At 72.4% G+C, this 22,768-nt stretch carries 20 protein-coding genes; 12 read left to right on the top strand and 8 right to left on the bottom strand.

Annotation, left to right across the window (positions count from 1 at the left end; all coding sequences use genetic code 11):
* Positions 1–72: 72 nt before the first annotated feature.
* Complete coding sequence (locus AB0K51_RS14800) at positions 73–2,391, bottom strand: helix-turn-helix domain-containing protein (RefSeq protein ID WP_363454374.1); 2,319 nt, start codon at positions 2,389–2,391, stop codon at positions 73–75.
* Between the two features lie 180 nt (positions 2,392–2,571).
* Between AB0K51_RS14800 and AB0K51_RS14795 the strand changes: the two genes are divergently transcribed.
* The 6 genes from AB0K51_RS14795 to AB0K51_RS14770 all read left to right on the top strand — a co-directional run bounded on the left by AB0K51_RS14795 (position 2,572) and on the right by AB0K51_RS14770 (position 6,724).
* Positions 2,572–3,573, top strand: a complete 1,002-nt coding sequence (locus AB0K51_RS14795; RefSeq protein ID WP_363454372.1) for an alpha/beta hydrolase — start codon at positions 2,572–2,574, stop codon at positions 3,571–3,573.
* Positions 3,570–4,289, top strand: a complete 720-nt coding sequence (locus AB0K51_RS14790; protein WP_363454370.1) for an alpha/beta hydrolase — start codon at positions 3,570–3,572, stop codon at positions 4,287–4,289. Before AB0K51_RS14795 ends, AB0K51_RS14790 begins: the two co-directional genes overlap by 4 nt.
* Positions 4,290–4,301: 12 nt before the next feature.
* Positions 4,302–4,856: a DNA starvation/stationary phase protection protein gene (locus tag AB0K51_RS14785; RefSeq protein ID WP_363454368.1), complete on the top strand. Its 555-nt coding sequence runs from the start codon at positions 4,302–4,304 to the stop codon at positions 4,854–4,856.
* A gap of 76 nt (positions 4,857–4,932) precedes the next feature.
* Entirely contained in the window at positions 4,933–5,820 is an 888-nt protein-coding gene (locus AB0K51_RS14780; RefSeq protein ID WP_363454366.1) for an alpha/beta hydrolase, read from the top strand.
* A 34-nt stretch (positions 5,821–5,854) separates the two neighbouring features.
* Positions 5,855–6,304 (top strand): SsgA family sporulation/cell division regulator, encoded by a 450-nt coding sequence (locus AB0K51_RS14775; RefSeq protein WP_363454364.1) that lies wholly within the window; start codon positions 5,855–5,857, stop codon positions 6,302–6,304.
* Between the two features lie 114 nt (positions 6,305–6,418).
* On the top strand, positions 6,419–6,724 hold the full coding sequence (locus tag AB0K51_RS14770) for a GNAT family N-acetyltransferase (RefSeq protein WP_363454362.1): 306 nt from the start codon (positions 6,419–6,421) through the stop codon (positions 6,722–6,724).
* Positions 6,725–6,780: 56 nt separating this feature from the next.
* Here the strand turns inward: AB0K51_RS14770 and AB0K51_RS14765 are convergent, their stop codons facing one another.
* Both AB0K51_RS14765 and AB0K51_RS14760 read right to left on the bottom strand, forming a co-directional pair.
* Positions 6,781–7,263 carry a DoxX family membrane protein gene (locus AB0K51_RS14765; RefSeq protein ID WP_363454360.1) on the bottom strand — a complete coding sequence of 161 codons (483 nt, stop codon included), beginning with the start codon at positions 7,261–7,263 and terminating at the stop codon, positions 6,781–6,783.
* A gap of 29 nt (positions 7,264–7,292) precedes the next feature.
* Positions 7,293–7,955 (bottom strand): hydrolase, encoded by a 663-nt coding sequence (locus tag AB0K51_RS14760; protein WP_363454358.1) that lies wholly within the window; start codon positions 7,953–7,955, stop codon positions 7,293–7,295.
* Positions 7,956–8,385: 430 nt separating this feature from the next.
* Here AB0K51_RS14760 and AB0K51_RS14755 point away from each other — a divergent pair, with 430 nt between their 5' ends.
* Genes AB0K51_RS14755 through AB0K51_RS14735 form a run of 5 tightly spaced genes read left to right on the top strand, consistent with a single transcriptional unit; the run spans position 8,386 to position 14,722 of the window.
* Positions 8,386–10,260 (top strand): amidohydrolase, encoded by a 1,875-nt coding sequence (locus tag AB0K51_RS14755; RefSeq protein WP_363454430.1) that lies wholly within the window; start codon positions 8,386–8,388, stop codon positions 10,258–10,260.
* 28 nt (positions 10,261–10,288) lie between these two features.
* Positions 10,289–10,999: a YoaK family protein gene (locus AB0K51_RS14750; RefSeq protein WP_363454356.1), complete on the top strand. Its 711-nt coding sequence runs from the start codon at positions 10,289–10,291 to the stop codon at positions 10,997–10,999.
* 54 nt (positions 11,000–11,053) lie between these two features.
* The gene (locus tag AB0K51_RS14745) at positions 11,054–12,424 is read left to right on the top strand and encodes a cytochrome ubiquinol oxidase subunit I (RefSeq protein WP_363454354.1); all 1,371 of its coding nucleotides are present in this window, start codon (positions 11,054–11,056) and stop codon (positions 12,422–12,424) included.
* Positions 12,417–13,691 (top strand): cytochrome d ubiquinol oxidase subunit II, encoded by a 1,275-nt coding sequence (locus AB0K51_RS14740; protein ID WP_363454352.1) that lies wholly within the window; start codon positions 12,417–12,419, stop codon positions 13,689–13,691. The genes AB0K51_RS14745 and AB0K51_RS14740 overlap by 8 nt, the downstream gene beginning before the upstream one ends.
* Positions 13,688–14,722 carry an ABC transporter ATP-binding protein gene (locus tag AB0K51_RS14735; protein WP_363454350.1) on the top strand — a complete coding sequence of 345 codons (1,035 nt, stop codon included), beginning with the start codon at positions 13,688–13,690 and terminating at the stop codon, positions 14,720–14,722. Before AB0K51_RS14740 ends, AB0K51_RS14735 begins: the two co-directional genes overlap by 4 nt.
* 10 nt (positions 14,723–14,732) lie before the next feature.
* On the opposite strand, the gene AB0K51_RS14730 is transcribed toward AB0K51_RS14735, so the two are convergent.
* The 5 genes from AB0K51_RS14730 to AB0K51_RS14710 all read right to left on the bottom strand — a co-directional run bounded on the left by AB0K51_RS14730 (position 14,733) and on the right by AB0K51_RS14710 (position 19,900).
* A complete protein-coding gene (locus AB0K51_RS14730; protein ID WP_363454348.1) occupies positions 14,733–15,140 on the bottom strand; it encodes an NUDIX domain-containing protein in 408 nt (135 codons plus the stop codon).
* A gap of 69 nt (positions 15,141–15,209) precedes the next feature.
* Complete coding sequence (locus tag AB0K51_RS14725) at positions 15,210–15,944, bottom strand: DUF6333 family protein (RefSeq protein WP_363454346.1); 735 nt, start codon at positions 15,942–15,944, stop codon at positions 15,210–15,212.
* Between the two features lie 232 nt (positions 15,945–16,176).
* Positions 16,177–17,211, bottom strand: a complete 1,035-nt coding sequence (locus AB0K51_RS14720) for an ABC transporter permease (RefSeq protein ID WP_363454344.1) — start codon at positions 17,209–17,211, stop codon at positions 16,177–16,179.
* On the bottom strand, positions 17,208–18,782 hold the full coding sequence (locus AB0K51_RS14715; protein ID WP_363454342.1) for a sugar ABC transporter ATP-binding protein: 1,575 nt from the start codon (positions 18,780–18,782) through the stop codon (positions 17,208–17,210). The genes AB0K51_RS14720 and AB0K51_RS14715 overlap by 4 nt, the downstream gene beginning before the upstream one ends.
* A gap of 77 nt (positions 18,783–18,859) precedes the next feature.
* A complete protein-coding gene (locus AB0K51_RS14710) occupies positions 18,860–19,900 on the bottom strand; it encodes a substrate-binding domain-containing protein (RefSeq protein ID WP_363454340.1) in 1,041 nt (346 codons plus the stop codon).
* Between the two features lie 564 nt (positions 19,901–20,464).
* Here AB0K51_RS14710 and AB0K51_RS14705 point away from each other — a divergent pair.
* Positions 20,465–22,552 (top strand): alpha-galactosidase, encoded by a 2,088-nt coding sequence (locus tag AB0K51_RS14705; RefSeq protein ID WP_363454338.1) that lies wholly within the window; start codon positions 20,465–20,467, stop codon positions 22,550–22,552.
* Positions 22,553–22,768: the final 216 nt, after the last annotated feature.

Raw genomic sequence — 22,768 nt, 5'->3', positions numbered from 1 at the left:
GGCTGCGCACGACCGATGGTCTGTCAGATCGCGGGCGGGGTATGACCGACGGTCTGTCGGATCGCCGGAGCCTCAGTCGAAGTGGGTGGGCGGGGCGGGTGTCCCTACGGCGAGGGCTGCGAGCGCGGTCCGGGCCAGCTCGACCAGGTCGGCGGGGACGCGGTCCTCGAAGGTGAGGACGGTGCGGTACTCGGCCCCGGCCTCGTCGTGCTCCCCGAGGTGGACGAGGGCGTGGGCCAGGTGGAGGTGGGCCTTGGCCGCCACCCGGTGGTAGCCGCGCAGCTCGAGCTGCCCGCGGGTCGGGCGCAGGGTGTCGACCGCCTCGGCCCAGTGGCCGCGGTTCAGGTGCACGAGGGACACGTAGTAGGTGGCGATCAGCCGGGTGAGACCCCGCACGCTCTCGGGTATGCGGTCGGCGTAGTGCGGATCGGCGAGGACCGTCAGGACCTCCCGGTGGGTCTCGATCGCCTCCTCGAAGCGGCCGGCCATCTCCAGCAGCCGCAGGCTCAGGTTGCAGGCCGGGAGGTAGCCGTTGACGTCGTCCACCGCCATGAAGAGGTCCATGGCCAGCCGGCAGTGGTCGGCAGCGGAGGAGGTCGCGCCGACGGCGGCGTCCAGCACGCAGAACCGGTTGTGCGCCCGGGCTTGCTGGGTCAGGTCGCCGCAGGCCCGGGCCAGGTCGAGCGCCTGCGTCGCGGCGGCGACCGCGTCCTCGTACCGGCCCTCGCACACCCAGTACGCCCAGGCGAGGTCGTTCAGGTGGCCGGCCTGGTGCGCGGGTTCGCCCAGGGCGGCGGCCGCCCGGGCCGCGGCGTCGAAGACCTCGATCCAGTGGTCCGCGGACACCCAGTTGTCGGAGACCAGGCACATGGCCGCACCGATCTCGTCGACCGCGGCGTGCTCGCCGAGTTCGGCGGCCTCCCGGAAGGCGGCCAGCCAGTTGGCGCGCTCCGCCTTGAGCCAGCCCATGGCCTGCTCGGGGCTCGCCAGGGCGGCCGGTTGCCCGCGGTCCGGGGCCGGCGCGCCGTGGCCCGGTTCGTGCCACCGTCCGGCGGTGGCGGCGGTGTCGAGCAGCCAGCTGCGCAGCCGGCTGCCGGAGGCGGCCGACCGCGCCTCGCCGTCCTCCTGGCGCAGCTGCGCCCTGGCGTACAGGCGCAGCAGGTCGTGCAGGCGGTACCGGTCTTCCCGATGGGTCATCAGCAGGCCCGCCTCGAGCAGTTCCTCCAGCAGGTCCTCGGCGTCGAACGGGGAGACCTGTGCGAGGACGGCTGCCAACGGGATGCTGAAGTCCGGCCCGGGGATCAGCGACAGCAGCCGGAACATCCGGGCGGCCGCCGGAGCGAGGCGTGAGTAGGACAGCGAGAAGGCGGAGTTGACGCGCAGGTCGCCCGCGCTGAGCGAGTCCAGCCGGCGGTCCTCGTCGGTGAGCCGGGTGGCCAGCCGCTGCAGGCTCCAGTTCGTGCGGGTGGCGGCCCAGTTGGCGGCGACGCGCACGGCGAGCGGCAGTTGGCCGCACAGCTCGGCGATCGTCCGGGCCGCGTCGGGTTCCGCGTCCACCCGGGCGGCGCCGACCACCGCACGCAGCAGGGAGCCGGACTCCTGCGGATCGAGTGCGGGCAGTTCCACCCGCCGCACCCCCTCCAGGCCGGCCATGGTGTGACGGCTGGTCACCACCACCAGCAGCCGCCCTTCGCGCGGCAGCAGGGGGCGGACCTGGGACTCGTGGCCGGCGTTGTCCAGGACCAGGACCCCGTGGACCTTGCCCGCGGCTGCCTGGTAGCGCGCGAGGCGTTCCTCGGGGCTCAGCTGGACCAGGTCCTGGTCACCCGCGCCCCAGGCCGCCAGCAGGCGCAGCACCGCCTCCTGCGGCGACAGCGGCTGCGCGTCCAGCCCCTGCAGGTCCAGCAGGAAGGCCCCGTCGGCGAGTTCCGGCGCGAGCTGTTCGGCCAGCCGGACGGCCAGCGAGGTCTTGCCGCTGCCCGGCGCGCCGAACACCACCGCCACCGGCGGTGCCGCGCTCCCCTCGTCCGCCGCGCTCCGGTGGGCGAGTTCGCGCAGCGCGGTGAGCTCCGCCCGCCGACCGACGAAGTCGCGGACGCCGCGGGGCAGCGCGCAGGGCGGGGCGGTGACGGCGGCCGCGGGCCGGTGGCCGGTGCGGCCGGTGCGGGCGACGGCCAGGAGTTCGGCGTGCGCGGCCTCGTCCAGCGCGAGGCCCTGGGCGATCGCGGTGACGGTGCCGCGCTGCGGACGCAGGCTCCGGCCGCGTTCCATGTCGCCGATCGCGCGCCCCGAGACGCCGGAGGCCTCCGCCAGCTCCTCGATCGTCAGACCGCGGGCCTGCCGGAGCTCCCGCAGCAGCCGGCCGAACCGCGTCCCGCCCTCGTCACTCATCGCACTCCAGCCCGTTCCGCCGTGGTCTTCCGGACCATTCTTACCGTCCCGGAGGAGATGGACGAAACGATCGAGTGCGCGGAGCGGCTGGAAGGTGTGCGCCGTCGGGACAGTCCCCCACCTGCACGTTCCTAGCCTGGTGAGCACCAGTCAGAACGACGAGATCCGAAGGTGATCACCATGTCCGAGCAGCAGGGCGTCGGCGCCGGCCCGACCCTGGAGCCCGAAGCCCAGGCCTTCGCCGAGGCCACCGCGAACCCGCCGTACCTCTTCGAACTGGCCCCGGCCAAGGGCCGCGAGGCGGTCGACCAGGTGCAGTCCGGCGAGGTCGCCGCGCCGGAGACCGACGAGGAGTGGGTCGAGGTGGCGGGCGGCCCGACCGGCTCGGTCCGCGCCCGGATCGTGCGCCCGGCCGGTGCCACCGGTCCGCTCCCCGTCGTCCTCTACATCCACGGCGCGGGCTGGGTGTTCGGCAACGCCCACACCCACGACCGCCTGGTGCGCGAGCTGGCCGTCGGCGCGCACGCCGCGGTCGTCTTCCCGGAGTACGACCTGTCACCCGAGGCCCGCTACCCGGTCGCGATCGAGCAGAACTTCGCGGTGGCCCGCTGGGTGGTGACCGACGGGGCCACCAAGGGGCTGGACGCCACCCGCTTCGCCGTGGCCGGTGACTCCGTGGGCGGCAACATGAGCGCGGCGCTCACCCTGATGGCCAAGGAGCGCGGCGGCGTCCCGCTGGTGCTGCAGGTGCTGTTCTACCCGGTCACCGACGCCGCCTTCGACACCGACTCCTACCACCGGTTCGCGACCGGCTACTTCCTGCGCCGCGACGGCATGCAGTGGTTCTGGGACCAGTACACCACCGACCCCGCCCAGCGCGCCGAGATCACCGCCTCCCCGCTGCGCGCGACCGTCGAGCAGCTCACCGGACTGCCGCCGGCGCTGGTCATCACCGGCGAGGCCGACGTGCTGCGCGACGAGGGCGAGGCGTACGCGGTGAAGCTGCGGCAGGCCGGCGTGCCGGTCACCGCCGTCCGGTTCCTCGGCACCATCCACGACTTCGTGATGCTCAACGCGCTGCGGCCGTCGAGGTCCGCGCAGGGCGCCATCACGCTCGCGGTCCAGACGCTCCGCGAGGCGCTCCACCAGGACACCCCCGGCACCCTGAAGGAGTCGGAATGACGAACGACACTCCCACCGTGGTGCTGGTGCACGGCGCGTTCGCCGACGCCTCCAGCTTCGCGCGGGTCATCCCCGCGCTGCTGGCCGACGGCCTGCAGGTGGTGGCACCGGCCGTGCCCAACCGCAGTCTGACCGGCGACGCCGCGTACCTCGCCTCGGTGGTCCGGCAGATCCCCGGCCCGGTCGTGCTGGTCGGCCACTCCTACGGCGGCGCCGTGATCACCGTCGCCGGCGCCGAGGAGAACGTCAAGGCGCTGGTGTACCTGGCGGGTTACGCGCTGGAGGAAGGGGAGAGCCTGGGCGCGCTGCAGGGCCGCTTCCCCGCCTCGGAGCTCGCGGACGCGCTGGTGTACCGGCCGTTCCCGCTGGAGGGCGGCGGCGAGGGCACCGACGTCTCGGTCGAGACCGACCGCTTCCCGGCGATCTTCGCCGCCGACGTGGACCCGGCGCTGGCCCGGGTCCTCGCGGTCTCGCAGCGCCCGCTCGCCGCCGCGGCCTTCGCCGAGGCCGCGCCGGTCGCCGCGTGGCGGACCAAGCCGTCCTGGGGGCTGGTCTGCACCGCCGACCGGACCATCAACCCCGAGGTCGAACGGTTCGGCTACCGGCGGGCCGGGATGACCACCGTCGAGGCCGACTCCTCGCACCTGGTGATGCTCTCCCGGCCCGAGCAGGTCGCCGACCTGATCCGCACCGCCGTCCGCTCCGTCACCGCCTGACCGGGAGAACCCATGACCAGCCAGCCCCGACTCCACCAGCACGGCCCCGAGGTCCACGCGTTCGGCACCGTCACGCAGTTGCCGATCGCGCTGGCCCACGACGCCCGGCAGTACTCCTGCCAGCGGCTCAACCGCATCCTCGCGGACACCCAGTTCCTGTACGCCCTGTACAAGAAGCACCACTGGGGCGCGCACGGCCCGACCTCGTACCAGCTGCACCTGCTGTTCGACAAGCACGCCCAGGAGCAGCTGAACCTGGTCGACGTGCTCGCCGAGCGGGTGCAGAGCCTGGGCGGCGTCGCCGTGGGCGATCCCCGCCACGCCGCCGAGATCACCGGCGTGCCGCGTCCGCCGGACGGGGTCGAGGACGTGCCCGCGATGCTCTCGCGGCTCCTCGACGCCCACGAGACGATCCTGGCCGAGGCCCGCGACGCGGCCGGCCGCACCGCGCAGCTCGGCGACGACGGCACCCAGGACCTCCTGGTCTCCCAGGTCATCCGCACCGGTGAGGCCCAGGTCTGGTTCCTCGCCGAACACCTCGTGGTCACCCCCCGACCCGGGGCGTGACCGGTGGGCGGGGCCCGCCCACCGACGGGCCCCGCCCGCCCTGACCTCCCGTCAACTCCGTTCGAAGGAGACCCCGTTGCCCACCATCCCGACCCGTCGCCGTGCGGGCCGCGTCCTCGCACTGGCGTCGCTGCTCGGTGCCGCCGCCGCCACGCTGGCCCCGGCACAGGCCGTCGTGGCCGCCGATCAGCCCGCGGTCATGGCCGTCGACCGGCAGCCGGAGCACGACAAGCCCACCATCGTGCTGGTCCACGGGGCCTGGGCCGACGCGTCCAGCTGGAACCCCGTGATCAGCCGGTTGGTGAAGGCCGGCTACCCGGTCGTCGCGCCGCCGAACCCGCTGCGCGGCGTCCGGACCGACGCCGAGACCGTCGCCGACTTCGTCGCGACCGTCCCCGGCCCGGTGGTCCTGGTCGGCCACTCGTACGGCGGCATGGTCATCACCAACACCGCCACCCAGACCACCAACGTACGGGCCCTCGTCTACGTCGACGCGTACGTCCCGGACCAGGGCGACACCGTGTTCGCGCTCAACGCGGCGCAGCCCGGCTCCTGCGTCACGGCCGATCCGACGACCTTCCTCGACCTGGTGCCGTACCCCGGCGGACCGGCCGGCGATGTCGACGCGTACCTCAAGTACGCCCCCAACGGCGCCTATCGGGGCTTCGGCCAGTGTTTCGCGAACGGTGTCCCGGCGGCGCAGGCCCGGCTGCTGGCCGCGGGGCAGCGGCCGTTCGCCGTCAGCGCGGGCTCGGAGCCCTCCGGGCCGCCGGCCTGGAAGACCCTCCCGTCCTGGGCGGTCGTCGGGACCGAGGACCAGGTGATCCCGCCGACCGAACAGCTGGCCATGGCACGCCGGGCGGGCTCGCACATCGTGCAGGTCCCCGCCGGACACCTCTCCCTGCTGACCGCCCCCGACACGGTCGCCCGCACGATCACCGAAGCCGCGCAGGCCACCGGCTGACCGGCCGCACCACCCTCACCACCCAGGAGGTACCGTGCCCGGACGCCACCCGCTGCACGACCAGGGTCCCGCTCCCACGGCGCTCCCGCTGGAGGCCCGACTTCTCCTCGGGGAAGGCCAGTTCCTCGACCTGTCGGTGTGCTTCCGGTACTCCCGCGACGCACCCTTCGCCGTGGTCCTGGAGTTCCCCGACTCCGCGGCTCGCAGCGAGGCGTGGAGCTTCTCCCGCGACCTGCTCTGGGAGGGCCTGCACAAGCCCGCCGGCCTCGGCGACGTACGGATCTGGCCACCGTGCGTCTGCCGCGGCCGCGGACAACTGCGGATCATGCTCATCGGCCCCGACGGCACAGCCCTGCTCGGCCTCCCCGCCAGGCCACTGCGCAGCTGGCTCCGCAACGAGAGCTACGCCCTGGTCCCACGCGGCACCGAAGCCGAACTCATCGACTGGGAAGCCGAACTGAGCCACCTCACCGACGACCACTGAGCCTGGTCACCGGATCACCGAGCGGTCACTGACTCGCTCCGGGGAGACAGATGTTGAGGATTCAACTACAGTGTGAGCGTCGGCCCGCCCGGGCCGCCGCGAGAAGGAGGAGTCATGGAGCAGATCGTCGTCGACAACGCCGAGAAGTCGCGGTTCGAGATCCACGTGGACGGCGAGCGCGCCGGCTTCGCGGAGTACCACCGCTCGGGCGACGAGATCGCGTTCATTCACACCGAGGTCGACTCGCGCTTCGAAGGCCAGGGCCTGGCCGGCAAGCTGGCGCGCGCAGCGCTGGACGCGGCCCGCGAGCAGAAGCTCGCCGTGCTGCCCTACTGCCCCTTCATCCGGGGGTGGATCACCAAGCACCCGGAGTACGCCGACCTGGTTCCCGCCTCCCACCGCGCCAGGTTCGGCCTCTGAGCCGACCTAAGTTGGCCCCGAGGCGCAAGCAGCCTCGGGGCCCACGCCACAAACGGTCAGTTCCGGTGCAGGGCGAGCCTGGTGGCCAGACCGCCGCCGACGCCGAGGGCAACGGCCAGCGGCAGCCACCACAGCGGCCAGTGGGCCAGGCCGAGGGCGCCGTCGAGCGACCACTGGCCGGGGCCGGTGGCGGCCAGCACCGCGCCGATGACGATCAGGACGAGCGGGTACTCGAACCCGTCGTGCTGCACCCACAGCCCGTGCGGCCACTTGACGGTGAGGGCGACGGTCATCACGCCCATCACTCCCGCGGCGGCCAGCGGGGTGAGCAGGCCGAGCGCGAGCAGCAGCCCGGCGCCGAGCTGAGTGCCGCCCGCGGCGAGCGCGGTGAGCCGCCCGCCGCGGAAGCCGTCGCCGCGGAACTCCGCGGTGCCGCCGGCCAGTCCGCTGCCGCCGAGGTGGAAGCTGATCTTCTGGACGCCGTGACCCGCGACGAGCAGGCCGGCGACCAGTCGCAGCAGGAGAAGGCCCGTGTTCATGTCGGACTCCGGTGGTTCGGTGCCGGCCGTCAGCCGGCGGCGTGCGGGTTGATCATCGACTGGGCGTAGACGATGCCCATGCCGTAGGCGCCGCCGTGCTCCTTCACCAGGTCCGTCACGGCCACGTAGGTCTCGGCCCGGGCCCAGTCGCGCTGGAGCTCCAGCAGCACCTGCACCCAGGTGACCGGCACGGCCCCGGCGGCGGTCATCCGCTGGAGGGCGTGCTCGTGCGCCTGCGGGCTCACGCCGCCGGAGGCGTCCGCGACCACGTACACCTCGTAGCCCTGCTCCAGCGCCGACAGCGCAGGCAGGACCAGGCAGACCTCGGTCCACAGGCCCGACAGGATGATCTTGCTGCGGCCGGTCGCCTTGACCGCCTCGACCAGGGCCGCATTCTCCCAGGCGTTCATGCTGGTCCGGTCGATGACCTCCTGGTCGGGGAAGACCTCCCGCAGTTGCGGGAGGATCGGACCGGAGAAGGACTCCGCCGCCACGGTGGAGAGCACCACCGGTACGTCGAAGACCTTCGCAGCCTTCGCCAGGCCGACGGTCGAGTTGATGATGGAGGTGCGGTCGCCGCTGCCGGTGCCGAAGAACATCTGCGGCTGGTGGTCCACGAACAGCATCATCGCGTTGTCCGGGGTGAGCAGATCGGGGCTCGGGCCGGCCTGGACGGCGGCGATGTCAGCCATGGTTCTTCTCCTTGGCACGTGAGGGAGTTGACGGATCGTCAGGACGCTCCCGCCGGGTCGACGGGGCGTCACGTCCGGCGACGCTAGTGCGCGTTGCCCGCCCCGGCTGCTCGCTCCGTGCCCGGGGCTGTTCCGACACTGCACCGCCGGCGAACCGCAGCTCAGCCGCCCCGCACCGTGCACTGCGAGGCCATCGGCAGTGCACTGCGAAGGCACTCCGGACACAGTCGCCCGCCTAGGTTCGCCGGGGCGGTCCCACCGGGCCGGCCTGTCAGCGGAAAGGCGAACTCGCCGCGCTAACCCTCGCGGCAGCGCCACGGCCGGCCGCCTGAAACCCCGTGCGGCCGCCCGCCGCGCTCAGTCCGCACTGACCTCCCGCACGCCGAGCCATCGACCGCCACCGCCCGAAGGGAAACCCCCGTTGTCCAGCATGCCCGTCACCGGCATCCGCCCCGGCGCGCCCGACCGGCCCGCCGACCTCGTCCTCCGCAATGCCAAGGTGCACACCAACGACCCGCGTCGCCCCCGGGCGAGCGCGCTGGCCGTCCGGGACGGACTGATCGCCGCGGTCGGTGACGACGCGGACGTCGTCCCGCTGGTCGGCCCCGACACCCGGGTCGTCGACGCGCTCGGTCGCCGGGCCGTCCCCGGACTCAACGACGCACACGTGCACGTCATCCGCGGCGGTCTCAACTACGTGCTGGAGCTGCGCTGGGACGGGGTGCCGACGCTGCGTCAGGCCCTGGCCATGCTCCGGGTCCAGGCGGAGCGCACCCCGCCCGGCCAGTGGGTGCGGGTGGTCGGCGGCTGGTCCGCCGACCAGTTCGCCGAGCGGCGGCTGCCCACCCTGGACGAGCTCAACGCCGCGGCGCCCGACACCCCCGTCTTCGTCCTGCACCTCTACCAGTCGGCGCTGCTCAACCGGGCCGCACTGCGCGCCGCAGGCTTCACCCGCACCACCCCGGACCCGGTCGGCGGCCAGATCGTCCGCGGCCACGACGGCACCCCGACCGGTCTGCTGGTCGCCGCGCCGGGCGCGCTGCTGCTCTACTCCACCCTCGCCAAGGCGCCGACCCTGGACGAGGCCGACCGGGCCGCCTCCACCCGGCACTTCCTGCGCGAGCTGAACCGTTTCGGCCTCACCTCGGCGATCGACGCCGCCGGCGGCTTCCAGTCCTTCCCCGAGAACTACGGCACCGTCATGGAACTCGCCGCCCGCGGCGAACTGACGCTGCGGATCGCCTACCACCTCTTCCCGCAGACCGCCGGACAGGAACTGGACGACCTCACCTGCTGGGTCAGCACCGTCCGCCCGGGCGACGGCGACGCCTGGCTGCGCCTCAACGGCGCCGGCGAGAACCTCACCTGGGCCGCCGCCGACTTCGAGAACTTCACCGAACCCCGCCCGCAACTCGGCCCGTACGAGGCGCAGTTCGAGAAGGCTGTCCGCCTGCTCACGGAGCACGGCTGGGGCTTCCGGCTGCACGCCAGCTACGACGAGACGATCCGCCGCGACCTCGCTGTCTTCGAGCGGCTCGCCGCCGAGGGCCTCTTCCCGCAGGGCAACCGCTGGCTCTTCGACCACGCCGAGACCGTCAGCCCCGACAGCCTCGACCGGATCGCGGCGCTCGGCGGTGCCGTCTCCGTGCAGAACCGCCTCTCCTTCCAGGGCGAGGCCTTCCTCTCCCGCTACGGCGCACCGGTCGCCGCCGAGGCGCCCCCGCTGCGGGCCATGCTGGACCGCGGCCTCACCGTCGCGGCGGGCACCGACGCCACCCGGGTCTCCTCCTACAACCCCTGGGTCGCCCTGCACTGGCTGGTCTCCGGCCGCAACGTCGCCGGACGCCGCCTCGCCGCCGCGCACAACCGGCTCAGCCGCGAACAGGCCCTGGAGCTGTACACCCTGGGCGGCGCCCGGCTGACCGGCGAACAGGACGTCAAGGGCCGCCTGACCGTGGGCAGTTACGCGGACGTCGCCGTGCTCAGTGCCGACTACTTCGCCGTGCCCGAGCCCGACATCCCGCACATCGAGGCCGTCCTCACCGTGGTCGGCGGACGGATCGTCCACGGCACCCACGAGCACCAGGGCCTCGCCCCCGACCTGCCCGCGATCACACCGCCCTGGAGCCCGGTCGCCCGCTTCGGCGGCTACCACGCCACCCCCGCGCCCGGCCCGGGCCTCCGGCAGGCCGAGCTGGTGGCGGAGGCCGCCGCGGCCTCCGACGAGCAGCGCGGCTGGCGCGAAGCACGCGGCCTCGCCCTGCCCGCGCAGGGTGCGGCGCCGCTGGACCCGTGTTTCTTCTGACGACCCGTCACTTCCGAGAGGAACCCGCATGAGCACGCCCGCAGCCGACTCCGGCGCCGTCGACCGGCCGAAGCCGCTTCCCGGCCCGCAGGTCCACGACCGCCATCCGCTGGCCCTGGCCCTGTTCGCCCTCACCGCCGTCAGCGGGCTGATCGACGCCGTGAGCTACCTCGGCCTCGGCCACGTCTTCACGGCGAACATGACCGGCAACGTCGTCGTCATCGGCTTCGCCCTGGCCGGAGCCCCCGGGTTCTCCGTCCTCGGCTCGGTGACGTCGCTCGCCGCCTTCCTGCTCGGCGCGGGACTGGCCGGCCGGCTGGCCGGTCCGCAGCCCGACTCCGGCCGGGGGCGGCGGCTGCGCTCCGCGCTGGCCCTGGAGGTGGCGCTGCACGGCGTGGCGGCCGCGGCCGTCTTCGCCTGGGGCGTGGCCGGGACCGCGCAGTACGTCGTCATCGCGCTGCTCGCGCTGGCGATGGGCATCCGCAACGGCACCGTGCGCGGCCTCGGGGTGCCGGACCTCACGACCACCGTGCTCACCCTCACGCTGACCGGCCTGGCGGCCGACTCCCGCCCGGCCGGCGGCACGGCGCCGCGCCAGCGCCGCCGGATCCTCGCGGTCGTCACCATGCTCGCCGGGGCCGCGCCGGGCGCCGTCCTGGTGCTGCACGGGCAGACCGCGTGGGCGCTGGTGGCCAGCGCGGTGCTGGCCGGCGCCACCGTCCTGCTGTACCGGGAGTAGCCCGGTACAGCAGTCCCCTTCTCCCGCCCGTCCCGCGTCCCTCCCGGAGACCTCATGGCCTCACCGGCTGCCCTGGAACTGTCCCGGTGGCAGTTCGCCGTCACGGCGATCTTCCACATGTCCTTCCCGGCCCTCACGGTCGGCCTCTCCGTGCTGCTCGCCGTCGTGCAGACCGTGTACGTGCGCACCGGCAACCCGCTCTACCAGCAGATCTTCCGGTTCTGGAAGAAGATCTTCGCGGTCGGCTTCGGCCTCGGCGTCGTCGCGGGCACCGTGATGACCTTCGAGTTCGGCCTCAACTGGGGCGTCTTCGCCCACGCGGTCGGGCCCGTCATCGGGGTGACCATCGGGATGGAGGTCATCACGGCGTTCTTCCTGGAGGCCGGTTTCATCGGCGTCATGCTCTACGGCGAAGGCCGGGTCAAGCCCCGCACCATGGCCCTCGCCTCCTGGATGGTGGCCATCGGCACCCTGCTGTCCACCACCTGGATCCTGTCCGCCAACAGCTGGATGCAGGACCCGGCCGGCTACACCGAGACGGCCGGCCAGTTCCACCCGAGCGACTGGACCGAGGTCCTGCTCAACCCGGCCTTCACCTACCGGTTCCCGCACATGCTGCTGGCCGTGCTGATCAGCGCGAGCTGGTTCGTCGGCGGCATCTCCGCCTGGTACCTGGTCAAACAGCGCCGGGCCGCCCTGCCGCTCGCCCGGCGCTGCCTGTCCATCGCCCTCGGCGTGCTCGCCGTCCTGATGCCCGTCCAGCTGTACCTGGGCGACGCCACCGCCGTCTTCATGGCCGAGCACCAGCCCGCCAAACTGCAGGCCTTCGAGGGGAACTGGCGCACCGACAACAACGGGTACAACCTGCTCGTCGTCCCCGACACCGACCGCGGCGAGAACGACCTGCGCGTCACGGTGCCGCACCTGGGCGCGGTGATCGGCCACGACCTCACCGGCCGGGCCGAGGTGCCCGGCCTGCTGCAGACCCCGCCCGACCAGCGGCCGAACATGTGGAGCGCCTTCTACGGCTTCCGCGCCATGTACGTCACCGCGCTGGCGATGTTCGCCACCGCCTTCACCGGGCTGGTGCTGCGCCTGCGCGGGCGGCTGTTCGACTCCCGCCGCTTCCTGCGCTGGCTGGTGTGGATGACCCCGGCCGGCGTCCTCGCCATCACCGGCGGCTGGATCACCGCCGAGACCGGGCGGCAGCCCTGGGTGGTCTACGGCAAGCTGCGCACCACGGACGCGCTCTCGCACCTGACCACCGCCGAGGCCGCCGCCTCGCTGGCCGCCTTCGTGCTCCTCTACTCGGCCCTGCTCGCGGTCTGGGTCCGCTACATCGTCCGCACCGTCAAGGCCGGCCCCGAAGCGCCGTCGGACACCGCCGCGCAGCCCGCTCCCGGAACGGAGGCCCCCGTTGCTTGAGTACGCGACCTACGCGCTCGTCCTGCTCGCGCTCGGCATGTACGTCGTCCTGGACGGCTACGACCTGGGTGTCGGCATGCTCAGCCTGTTCGCCAGGGGCGAGCGGCGCCGCGAGTACGGCGAGCTGATCGCCACCGCCTGGGACGCCAACGAGAGCTGGCTGGTGCTGGCCGGCGTCGCCCTGTGGGCCGGGCTGCCCGGCGTCTACGCGACCGTGCTGCCGGGGGTCTACCTGCCGGTGATCGGGCTGCTGCTCGCGGTCATCCTGCGCGGCATGGGGCTGGAGTTCCAGAGTGCCGCCGCCGGGTACCGGCGGGGCTGGGCACTGCTGTTCGGCGCCGCCTCGCTCGCCGTGACCCTCTGTCAGGGACTGGTGCTCGGCGGCGTGCTCTCCGGCCTGCGGCAGCAGGGCGGCTCGTTCGGCGGCGGCGCCTTCGACTGGCTCACCCCGTACAGCGTGCTGTGCGCGCTCGGCCTGGTGGTGCTCTACCTGCTGGCCGGTGCCGCCTGGCTGCAGGACAAGACCGAGGGCACCGCCCGCGAGCGGGCGGTGCGGGCCGGGCGTCCGCTGCTGGCGGGCACGGCCGTGGCCGCGCTGGTCCTCGCGTCCGACCTGGAGGACGCCGATCCGCAGCGGTTCGGCTTCGGCGAGCCGGTGCGGGCGGCGCTGTACTGGAGCGCGGTGGCCGGAGCGGTGATCGCGGGTGCGGTGGCTTGGCACGGCTTCGGACGGCGGCCGGACTGGCGGCCCTTCGCGGGCGTGGTCGCGGCCCAGGTCTGCGGGCTGCTGGCGCTGGTGGCCGCGACCGCTCCGGTGGTCGTGCCACCGGGGCTGACGCTCCATCAGGCGTCCAGCCCGCCCGGTTCGCAGGCCTTCCTGGTGGTCGTCGTGGGGCTGTGCATGCCGGTGGTGTTCGCCTACAACGCGTACGCGTGGTGGGCGTTCCGGGGCAAGTTCACGCCGCTGCCCGAGGCGCCGCTCGGGCCGCTGCGGGTACGAGCGGCCGGGCCCGTCCGGGCACGGCCCGAGCGCGGCGGTCTCGTGGTCCTCGTCCGGCGTGCGCTGCTCACCGTCCTGGGCGTCGGGCTGGCAGCCGTGTCCCAGGACGTCTTCGGCGGCGTCGCCACCTGGATCGACCCCGTGGGCATCGCGCTCCTCTCGGGGACGGCGCTGGCCGCGTGGATCGCCGGCGACCGCCGCGACCACCGGGCCGGGGTCTTCGACCTCGACCGCGCCGAGGCGGACCCCGCCCGGGGCGGGGCGTGAGCGCGCCGACCGCGCTGCTGGCCGAACTCGGCGGGCAGCCGCCGGCCGCGGGCCGGGACGACGAGGTGTCCGCCTGGCTGGACGGGTGGGCCGCGCCCGGTCGTGCGGAGTTGCGGTGGGCGGGCGTGCTGCGCGGGCTGGCGCCGCTGGGCACCGTCCTGTGGGCGGCCGGTCTGGCCTGGGCCGCGCAGCGCGGGCTCTACGGCCGGCCCGGGCAGGTCCTGCCCGGCGCGGGGCTCGTCCTGGCGGGGATCGCCGTCCGGTCCGTGCTGCTCTCCGCCGCCGACGCGGCTGCCGCGCGTGGCGCCCGCCGGGTGCGCACGGCCCTGCGCGGACGCCTGCTCGCCGCAGCGCTGCCCGCTACCGGCCCCGACCGGAGCGGGCCGGGGGACGCCGACCTGGCCGAGTCGTTGACCGGAGAGGTCGCACGGCTGACCGAGTGGCTCACCGAGTACGCCCCGGCCCGTGCCACCGTGCTGCTCGCCGGACGCGTGCCGACCACCTCCGGCCACATCCGGCTGGGCGGCGCCCCCGTCGAGGACCTGCCGGCCGAGGCCGTCGCCGAGGTGCTCACCTTGGTCGAGGCCGACGACTGGCTCGCCGACACGACCGTCGCCGCCAACCTGTGCCTGGCCGCCCCGCTCGCCACCACGGCGCAGATGCAAGCAGCCCTGGCAGGGGTCGGCCTCGACACCCTCCCCCCGGACACCCCGGTCGGCCCGGCCGGCCGCGCCCTCTCCCAGGGCCAGCGACGCCGCCTCGCCATCGCCCGCGCCGTCCTGCGCCGACCGCACATCCTCCTCCTCGACGAACCCACCGCCGGCCTGGACCGACCGACCGCCGTCGCACTCCTCCACGCACTACGCCGTACCCTGCCGGAGACCGCCCTCGTCCTCGCCCTGCAGGGACAGGATCTCACCCTCCTCCCCTGGCACCCGGACGTCATCGTCGACCTGACACCGGCTCAGCCGGCCCGCCGAACCGGTCGGACGCGTTCTGCCAGAGCCTCCGGCACCGCAACGATCTCCTGACCGTGCCTCCTCAGGGCAGCCGGCCGGCCGAATGCAGCATGTCGAACACCATCTGGTCCACTGCCGAGACCCGTGCGCGATCGCCGTATCCGAACCAGTCCAACTCCTCGATCTCGCTCGAGGCAACCAGCGGACCAGTGTGCTCGGCGGTGTAGCAGATCATCCGGAACTCGATGCGTCCGTCGGATTCCCTCCGCGTCTCGAACGTGCCGACGTGCACCATCGTGGCCGTGTCGACTCGGGACCGGAGTTCCTCGTCGATCTCGCGCGCCAGGGTCTCCGCATCGGACTCACCCGGTTCCCTCTTCCCACCGGGGAAGTAGAAGACGTCCACACCGCGGACACGCGTCACCAGCACCCGGCCGCCGCGCACCAGAACCCAGGCCACCTTCTCGGGTACCGCCTCGACCTTCTCCATGCCGGGACCGTACCCATCCAGGGCGAAGCGAAGTACTCATGGTGGATGCGCGCTCGTCCTGACCGGCAGTCACTCCAGCAGCCACGCCTCTTCCATGCGGATCGTGGCGTCCTCGGTGTGGCGTACCCGGAACTGGGACATCGCGAGGGCGTCATAGCCCCAAGGGCTGTACGGCGTCAGCAGGATGTGGCCGAAGTGCTCCCAGGGCACGGACGTCAGGTCACCGTCCAGGTCGACCCACTCCCCCGTGAGGACGTCGGCACTGATCCCGAGCGCGCGCACGACCGCGTGCGGGTCGCCGTCGACGTGGCACTGGTCCGTGGCCGTCCACCCTTCGGTGTGCAGCCTGAGCCCGCCGGGCAGGTGGACACTGGTCTCCGTGTGGTTCTCCCCGCAGTCCACGCTCGCCGACCCGACGATCCGGGCGTCGGGAAATCGGTCGGCCAGGGCATCGGTCTGCTCCAGCAGCGAGTCGTGGAGGCCGCGACCCGAGAGGGCGCAGTCCGAGATCGCGATGACGTTGCCCCAGCATCCGACCCGGACCAGGTCCAGGTCGGCCACCGTCCGCGGGGACTCGGGCCCGGCGTCGGTGAGGGGAAGTTCCTCGAGAACGGCCTCGATCGTGGGGAAGGACTCGACGAAGGCCCGAGCCCGTACCGGGTCGTGCGGGCCGAACCTCGCCACGACATCGGGAGTGGCAGGCGAGTACGGCCGGAACGGCGGCAGGACCACGGTGATGGCGCACTCGCCGTATCCCTTGAGCTCCCGCCCGGGCGGGAGCCGCCAGTAGTTGGTGTCGGTCACGGCCGTCACCGTAACGGCTGCCACCGACGCTGATCGACGGTCATCGTCTACGGCACGGCCAACACCGGCTGCTTTTACGGCCTCTGACGGCTGGTCATGGCCAGCCCGATGGATGCGTCGCTCCCTGCCGCTTCTCCAAATCGTCCGGCCGTCCGTGACCGAGCGGTCATGACGGGCCGGAGGCCACCGCCTTGCCTGCCGTGCGAGCAGGATGAGCGGTGGCCTGGCGCCGTCAGGCCGGGAGTCCGATGGCGCGTTCCTTGGTGCGGCGCTGCTGGATGACGACGGCGATGACGAGGAGGGCGCCCTGGGCGACGTTCTGCCAGAAGGAGTTGATGCCCTGGACGGTGAGGCCGTTCTCCAGCGCGCCGAGCAGGGCGACGGCGAGCAGGGTGCCGCCGACGCCGCCCTTGCCGCCCTTGAGTGCGCACCCGCCGAGCGCGGCCGCGGTGATCGCCTTCAGCTCGAGGCCCTCGCTGCCCGAGGTGGGCTGGCCGCTGCCGGTGCGGGCGGTGAGCAGCACGCCGGCGAGGGCGGCGACCACGCCGATCAGGCCGTAGACGGCGATCAGGTACTTGTTGATGTTGATGCCGGCCAGCCGGGCGGCGGTGTCGTTGCCGCCGATCGCGTAGAGGTTGCGGCCGATGTCGGTGTACCTGAGCAGGACATGGACGGCGCCGGCGACCGCGATGAGCATCCAGACCATGATCGGGAGTCCGGCGATCTTCCCTCGGCCGAGGAAGACGAAGACGGGGTTGTTGAGGACGTAGCCCTGGGCCCGGCCGTCGGAGAGCAGTTGGGCGAGGCCCTTGTAGGCGGCGAGCCCGGCCAGGGTGGCGATGGTGGGGTTGACCCGACCGTAGACGATGACCGCGCCGTTGAGGGCGCCGATGAGCAGGCCGACGGCTGCCGCTGCGGCGATGCCGATGAGGGCGTCGGAGCCGGTGGAGGTGAAGACCATGGCGCTCACGACCGAGGCGACGCCGGCCTGGGAGCCGACCGAGATGTCGAGGCCGCCGCAGATGATGACGACGGTCTGGACGACGGCGAGGAGCCCGGTGATGGTGGCGGCCTCGGCGATGACCTGCATGTTGTTCAGGCTGAGGTAGTTGTCGTTGAGCACCCCGAAGACGGCCAGCACCGCGACGAGGGCACCGATCAGGCTGAGGTTCTGCCCGCCGACGGTGCCGAGCAGGGGAAGCCGCTTGCCGGGCAGGCTGCGGTTCTTGGTGTCCGCGACGGTCGGCGGGGTGGTGGCGGTGGTCATGAGAGTGCTCCTGATGCGGTTGCGCTGATGTCGTCGGCCATGGCGAGTTGCAGGACGGCCTCCTCGGTGGCTGCCTGCCGGCTCAGCTCGCCGGTGACCCGGCCGTTCTGCATGACGACGATCCGGTCGGCGAGACCGAGCAGTTCGGGCAGTTCGGAGGAGATGACGAGCAGTGCGGTGCCCTGTTCGGCGAGGTCGGCGATGATCTGGTAGATCTCGGCCTTGGCGCCGACGTCGATGCCCCGGGTGGGCTCGTCGAGGATCAGCAGTTTCGGTTTGCGGGCGAGCCAGCGGGCGAGGACGACCTTCTGCTGGTTGCCGCCGGAGAGCTTGCGGACCTCGTGCTCGATCGAGGGGGTGCGCACCCGCAGCCGGTCGGTGTACTCCTGCGCCAGCTCGCGCTCGGCGCCGCGCCGCACGAAGCGGAAACGCCGCAGCCGCTCCAGTACGGCGATCGAGGTGTTGTCGCGGATCGTGCGGTGCAGGAACAGGGCCTGCGCCTTGCGCTCCTCCGGGGCCAGGCCGAGTCCCGCGCGGATCACCGCGCCGGGGTCGCCGGACGGCAGCGGACGACCGTCCAGGGTGATGCTGCCGCTGTGGACGGGCAGGTCGCCGGCGAGCGCGAGGGCGAGTTCGGAGCGTCCGGCGCCGATCAGGCCGGCCAGGCCGACGACTTCACCGGCGTGGACGCGCAGGTCGATGCCGTGGACCTGGTCGGTGGTCAGGTCGCGGACGTCCAGGACGACCCGGTCGGTGGCGACGGGCCGCCGGACGAACATCGTGGACAGGTCGCGACCGACCATCAGGCGTACCAGGTCGTCCTCGGTGGTGGTCCGGGCGTCCTGGACGCCGACCAGGGCGCCGTCGCGCAGGACGGCTATGCGGTCGGCGAGTTGGAAGATCTCCTGCATCCGGTGGGAGACGTAGACGACGGCGATGTCCTGGTCGCGCAGGCGGTTGATGAGCGCGAACAGCGCGTCGACCTCGTGCTCGGAGAGCGAGGAGGTCGGCTCGTCGAACGCGATCACCCGTGCCGTACCGGTCAACGCCCGCATGATCTCCACCAGTTGGCGCTGGGCGGGGGTCAGCTGGGAGCCGAGCAGGTCCGGGTCGAGGACGTCGGCGAAGCCGAGACGATCGAGGTCTGCGGTGATGCGACGACGCAGTTCGGCCCGGTCCAGGCGGCGGCCGAATGCCCGGGGAAGGGAACCGGCGTAGACGTTCTCGGCGACCGAGACGTGCGGAATGATCTCGGGTTCCTGCGGGATGATCCGGATGCCCGCGGCCCGTGCCTCCGCCGGGGAACGCGGGTCGACCGGTTGCCCGTCGAGCAGGACCCGGCCCTCGGTGGGCCGATGGTCTCCGGTGAGGATCTTCAGCAGGGTGGACTTGCCCGCCCCGTTCTCGCCCATGAGGGCGGTGACCCTTCCGCTGGGGAAGTCCAGGGTCACGTCGCTCAGGGCCTGGATCTCCCCGAATCGCTTGGTGATGCGCTCGACCCGTGCTCCGGTGGCGGCAGGCCGAGGCTCGGGAGGGCGGCGGTCCGGGGTCGAGCGGCGTGCTCTGCTCACTGCTGGGTCACCTCATGTGCGGAACGAAGGAGTGGAGGCAGCCGCCCGCCCCACCGGGCGGCTGCCGGGCGAAGTGGTCAGTTGCAGCCGACGCCGGCGCTCTTCCAGCTGGCGGCGTCGACCATGGTGGTGGGGGCGAACGCCTCGGCCGGCATGTCCTTGCCGTTCTTGAGCCGGTCGTACATGGTCTGGACGGCGAGCGCGCCGACGTCCTTGCCGTTGATGAACAGCGCGGCCTTCATGCCGGACGGCTTGCCGCCGCTCCAGTCCTTGCAGGCCAGGTAGGCGCCGAGGCCGACGCCGTCGATGTCGGCGGGGCTGACCCCGGCGTTCTGCAGGGCGGTGACGCCGCCCTGGACGTTCTCGTCGTTGCAGCCCCACACCACCCAGTGCTTGACGCCCGCGTTGGCCGTGACCGTGGCGGCGACCTTGTCCTGCGCGCCGGTGGGGGTGTTGTCGGTGGCGACGTCGACGTTCTGCACGCCGGACACGGCGGAGGTGAAGGCCTCCTTGGCGGCCTTGACCCGGTCGCCGCAGACCGTGACGTCCTGCTTCCAGGCCGAGATGATCCGCGTGTCGGCCGGATTCCAGCCGGACTTCTTGAACTCCTCGGCGGCGCGCTTGCCGACCTCGCCGCCCATCTGGGCGCCGGAGAAGCCGATCCGCGGCACCAGGTCGGACTTCGCGCAGGCGGCCGGGTCCGGCCCGGTGGCGCAGACCTGGTCGTCCGACGTGAGAAGGGCGATCTTGGCGTCCTTGGCGGTCTGCACCACCTGCGGGCCCACCGCCGGGTCCGGGACGACGATGATCACGCCGTTGGTCTTCTGCGCGATCGCCGCCTGCACCTCGCTGACCGTCTTGTTCGCGTCGTTGCCCAGGTTCACCACCTTGAGGTCGATGCCGAGTTCGGCCGCCTTCGCCTTGGCGCCGGCCGCCTCGCCGATGAAGTACTCCTGGTCGCCCTGCTTCTGCAGGTACGTGATCGAGACCTTCCCGTTCACCGGGGCGACCGAGGCGGCACCGGAGGCGGACTCCTGGCCGGTGGAACAGGCCGTGGTGGTCAGACCGAGGGCGATCAGCAGACCGGCGGCGGCACGGCGGTTGGTGGTTCGGAACATGAGGGGACGCTCCTTTGCGCCTTCGCCGCAGGGCGGCCCAGGCGCGGGTGGGGGTTCGAGGTGAGTGGTGACCGGTCGGGCGGCCATGGGGCTGACATGCAGGCTCCGGCGGCCCGTCAAACCACCAGAAACCAACAGGCTCAAACGTTACGTGACATATCACAGTGCCATTGCACTACGAAGTCAAGAGGATCGCCGGGCGATGTCGCCCCGTGATGCTCGCGTGCGGAGAGGTAGGCAACTAGCGACCGCTACAGGCAAGTTGCCTGTTTTCCGGACATTCTGCCCGGTTGTGCGCCGACACCGGGTCGTCCGAGCGGCTCCTTCCGGCCTCGCCCGACCCGTGCACCGCCCCCTGCGCTCCATGACGGCGCGTCAAGGAGGTGGTCCGGCAAGCGGGTTCGCGAGGCCGATGCGTGCAGGGTCTTGAGTAGTTGCCCCCCACGTGGCTAGCATGCGTTGCTTTCTGTTTGAAGATTCCTCCAGCCGTCGACCTCTGGAGATGGATTCAACAGAAACAGCCGAGATACCCCACACCCCCACCCGCTCACCTGGAGCACCCCCATGCGCCCACCCCTGCGCCCACCCATGCCCCGCGCCGTGCTGCACGCCCTCGCCGCGCTGTCGCTCGCGGCATCCGGACTCACCGCCGTCGTCGCCACCTCCACCCCTGCGGCGGCGCTCGACAACGGACTCGCCCTCACCCCTCCCATGGGGTGGAACTCCTGGAACACCCTGGGCACCGCGGTGACCCAGGAACAGGTCGTCCAGACGATCGACTTCATGTCCGCCAACGGCATGGTCCAGGCCGGCTACAACACCGTGACGATCGACGACGGCTGGTCGCTGTCCCACCGCGACGGCCAGAGCACCGATCTGGTGAAGAACTCCTACGGTGCGATGCAGTTGTACGACTCCAACCGCAACCCGACGAGCGGCACCGACGGCAGCGGCTTCGATCCGACGACGGGCCACCTGATCCCGGACCCGAACCACTTCCCCTCACACGTCGTCAACGGTCAGACCCTGAACGGGATCCAGTACCTGTCCTGGTACGCCCACAGCAAGGGCATGAAGTTCGGCCTCTACGCCACCGACACGTACACCACCTGCCAGGGCCACCCGGGCAGCCTCGGGCACGAGTCCACGGACGCGACCGACTTCGTCGCCTGGGGCGTGGACTTCGTCAAGTACGACGACTGCCCCTACGGTCCGCAGATCATCGGCCCGGACGGGTACGACTACTACACCCAGGGCGAGGGACGGGAGTTGACCCGCTCCATCTACGCCCGCACCCAGGACTTCCAGCGCGCCCTGGACTCCGCCTCCGCCGCCCAGGGGAAGCCGCGGGTCGCGCTCAGCGTCTCCGCCCAGCCCGTGCACTCGGGTGTCCCGTACCTGCTGGCCGGGGACGACCCGGCCCGGACCGACCCGGTCATCCGTGCGACCGGCACCCCCGCCCGTCAGGCCCCGGGCTACGCGCCGACCGGCGTCTGGTGCGGCCAGGTGGCGAACCTCTGCCGGATCGGCGGCGACCGCGGCCCCGACCTGGAGGGCGTGCTGTACAACGGCCAGTTGCGGACCGCCCTGCAGTACCCGGGCAACGTCCGGGCCGGCAGCTGGAACGACATGGACATGATGTTCGCGGGCTGGCTGAACCCGTACGGGGTCTACGGCGTCACCGACACGTGCACCTGCCACAAGCCGATGAGCGACACCGAGTCGCGCAGCGAGATGTCGGTCCTGGCGATGATGGCCTCCCCGCTCATCTCCGGCGCGGACCTGCGCAGCACCGCCGACTCCCAGCACACCGACAACGGCCTCACCTGGTCCACCGGCATCGGCGCCTCCGCACTGGCGATCTACAAGAACGCCGACGTCATCAAGGTCGACCAGGACGCCCTCGCCAAGCCCGCCACCCTGGTCGGCAACCCGCCGAACAGCAGCACCGCCCCGATCGTCCTCAAGCGCCAACTCTCCGGCGGGGACACCGCGGTCCTCCTGCTCAATCAGGACCCGACCAACGCCCAGACCGTCTCGACCAGCCTGAGCGCGCTCGGCCTGACCGGCCCCGGCTACTCCTCCAAGGAGCTGTGGACCGGTGCCACCGGCAACATCACCGGGCCGATCAATGCCTCGATCCCCGCGCACGGCGTCGCCATGTACCGGCTCAAGCCGCTGCCCACCACCATCCCCGCCACCATCGTCGGCGACGGCCGCTACCACTCCCTCACCGCCGGCGGCACCGGCGGCCAGGCCCTCGAGGTCTCCGGCACCTGCAGCTCCCCGCTCGGCTCCTCGGCCGACATCAACACCTGGTGGACCGACCACACCTCCGAGCAGTGGACCTTCACCACCAACCCGGACGGCACCGTCCGGATCAGCGACAACTGCTACACCCCCACCCACCAGCACACCGTGCTCGCTGCCGGCACCCAGCCCGGCAACAGCGCTTACCTGCTCAACTACTCCGCCGGCAACCCCTGGCAGGAGTGGAAGGTCGTGCAGAACACCGCCACCGGCGCACTGACCATCACCAACGTCGCCACCGGCCTGATTCTCGACACCACCTCCACCACGCCCACCTCCGGCGTCGTCACCAACACCCCCAACGGCAACACCCCCGGCCAGAGCTGGACGCTGCTGTCCTGACGGCCCGTCACCCCGTGAGCCCGGGTCGCGCCTGCCGGAGCCGCGCGCCGCGGCCGGCGCGACCCGTACCAGCACCACCTGTCCCGTTCCGCATCCCTGCACCACAGGAGGAAGAGCCTTGCGCTCATCACGCAGCACGCCGCGCCGTCGGTTCGCCTCGGCGTTGACCGCGCTCAGTCTGCTCACCGGAGGCGGCGCCCTCGCCGTCGGATTCCA

Origin of the sequence: Kitasatospora sp. NPDC049285, assembly GCF_040678815.1 — a bacterium.
In the GTDB taxonomy this organism is placed as follows: domain Bacteria; phylum Actinomycetota; class Actinomycetes; order Streptomycetales; family Streptomycetaceae; genus Kitasatospora.
Note: the sequence above shows the minus strand (reverse complement) of the source record. Positions and strands in the feature narration are given on the sequence as shown.

Excerpts from the sequence above, each read along its gene's own strand:
- AB0K51_RS14720 (WP_363454344.1), bottom strand. The coding sequence starts at position 17,211 with ATGACCACCGCCACCACCCCGCCGACCGTCGCGGACACCAAGAACCGC.
- AB0K51_RS14710 (WP_363454340.1), bottom strand. The coding sequence starts at position 19,900 with ATGTTCCGAACCACCAACCGCCGTGCCGCCGCCGGTCTGCTGATCGCC.
- AB0K51_RS14750 (WP_363454356.1), top strand. The coding sequence starts at position 10,289 with ATGAGCACGCCCGCAGCCGACTCCGGCGCCGTCGACCGGCCGAAGCCG.
- AB0K51_RS14745 (WP_363454354.1), top strand. The coding sequence starts at position 11,054 with ATGGCCTCACCGGCTGCCCTGGAACTGTCCCGGTGGCAGTTCGCCGTC.
- AB0K51_RS14765 (WP_363454360.1), bottom strand. The coding sequence starts at position 7,263 with ATGAACACGGGCCTTCTCCTGCTGCGACTGGTCGCCGGCCTGCTCGTC.
- AB0K51_RS14785 (WP_363454368.1), top strand. The coding sequence starts at position 4,302 with ATGACCAGCCAGCCCCGACTCCACCAGCACGGCCCCGAGGTCCACGCG.
- AB0K51_RS14800 (WP_363454374.1), bottom strand. The coding sequence starts at position 2,391 with ATGAGTGACGAGGGCGGGACGCGGTTCGGCCGGCTGCTGCGGGAGCTC.
- AB0K51_RS14770 (WP_363454362.1), top strand. The coding sequence starts at position 6,419 with ATGGAGCAGATCGTCGTCGACAACGCCGAGAAGTCGCGGTTCGAGATC.
- AB0K51_RS14760 (WP_363454358.1), bottom strand. The coding sequence starts at position 7,955 with ATGGCTGACATCGCCGCCGTCCAGGCCGGCCCGAGCCCCGATCTGCTC.
- AB0K51_RS14705 (WP_363454338.1), top strand. The coding sequence starts at position 20,465 with ATGCGCCCACCCCTGCGCCCACCCATGCCCCGCGCCGTGCTGCACGCC.
- AB0K51_RS14790 (WP_363454370.1), top strand. The coding sequence starts at position 3,570 with ATGACGAACGACACTCCCACCGTGGTGCTGGTGCACGGCGCGTTCGCC.
- AB0K51_RS14795 (WP_363454372.1), top strand. The coding sequence starts at position 2,572 with ATGTCCGAGCAGCAGGGCGTCGGCGCCGGCCCGACCCTGGAGCCCGAA.
- AB0K51_RS14755 (WP_363454430.1), top strand. The coding sequence starts at position 8,386 with ATGCCCGTCACCGGCATCCGCCCCGGCGCGCCCGACCGGCCCGCCGAC.
- AB0K51_RS14730 (WP_363454348.1), bottom strand. The coding sequence starts at position 15,140 with ATGGAGAAGGTCGAGGCGGTACCCGAGAAGGTGGCCTGGGTTCTGGTG.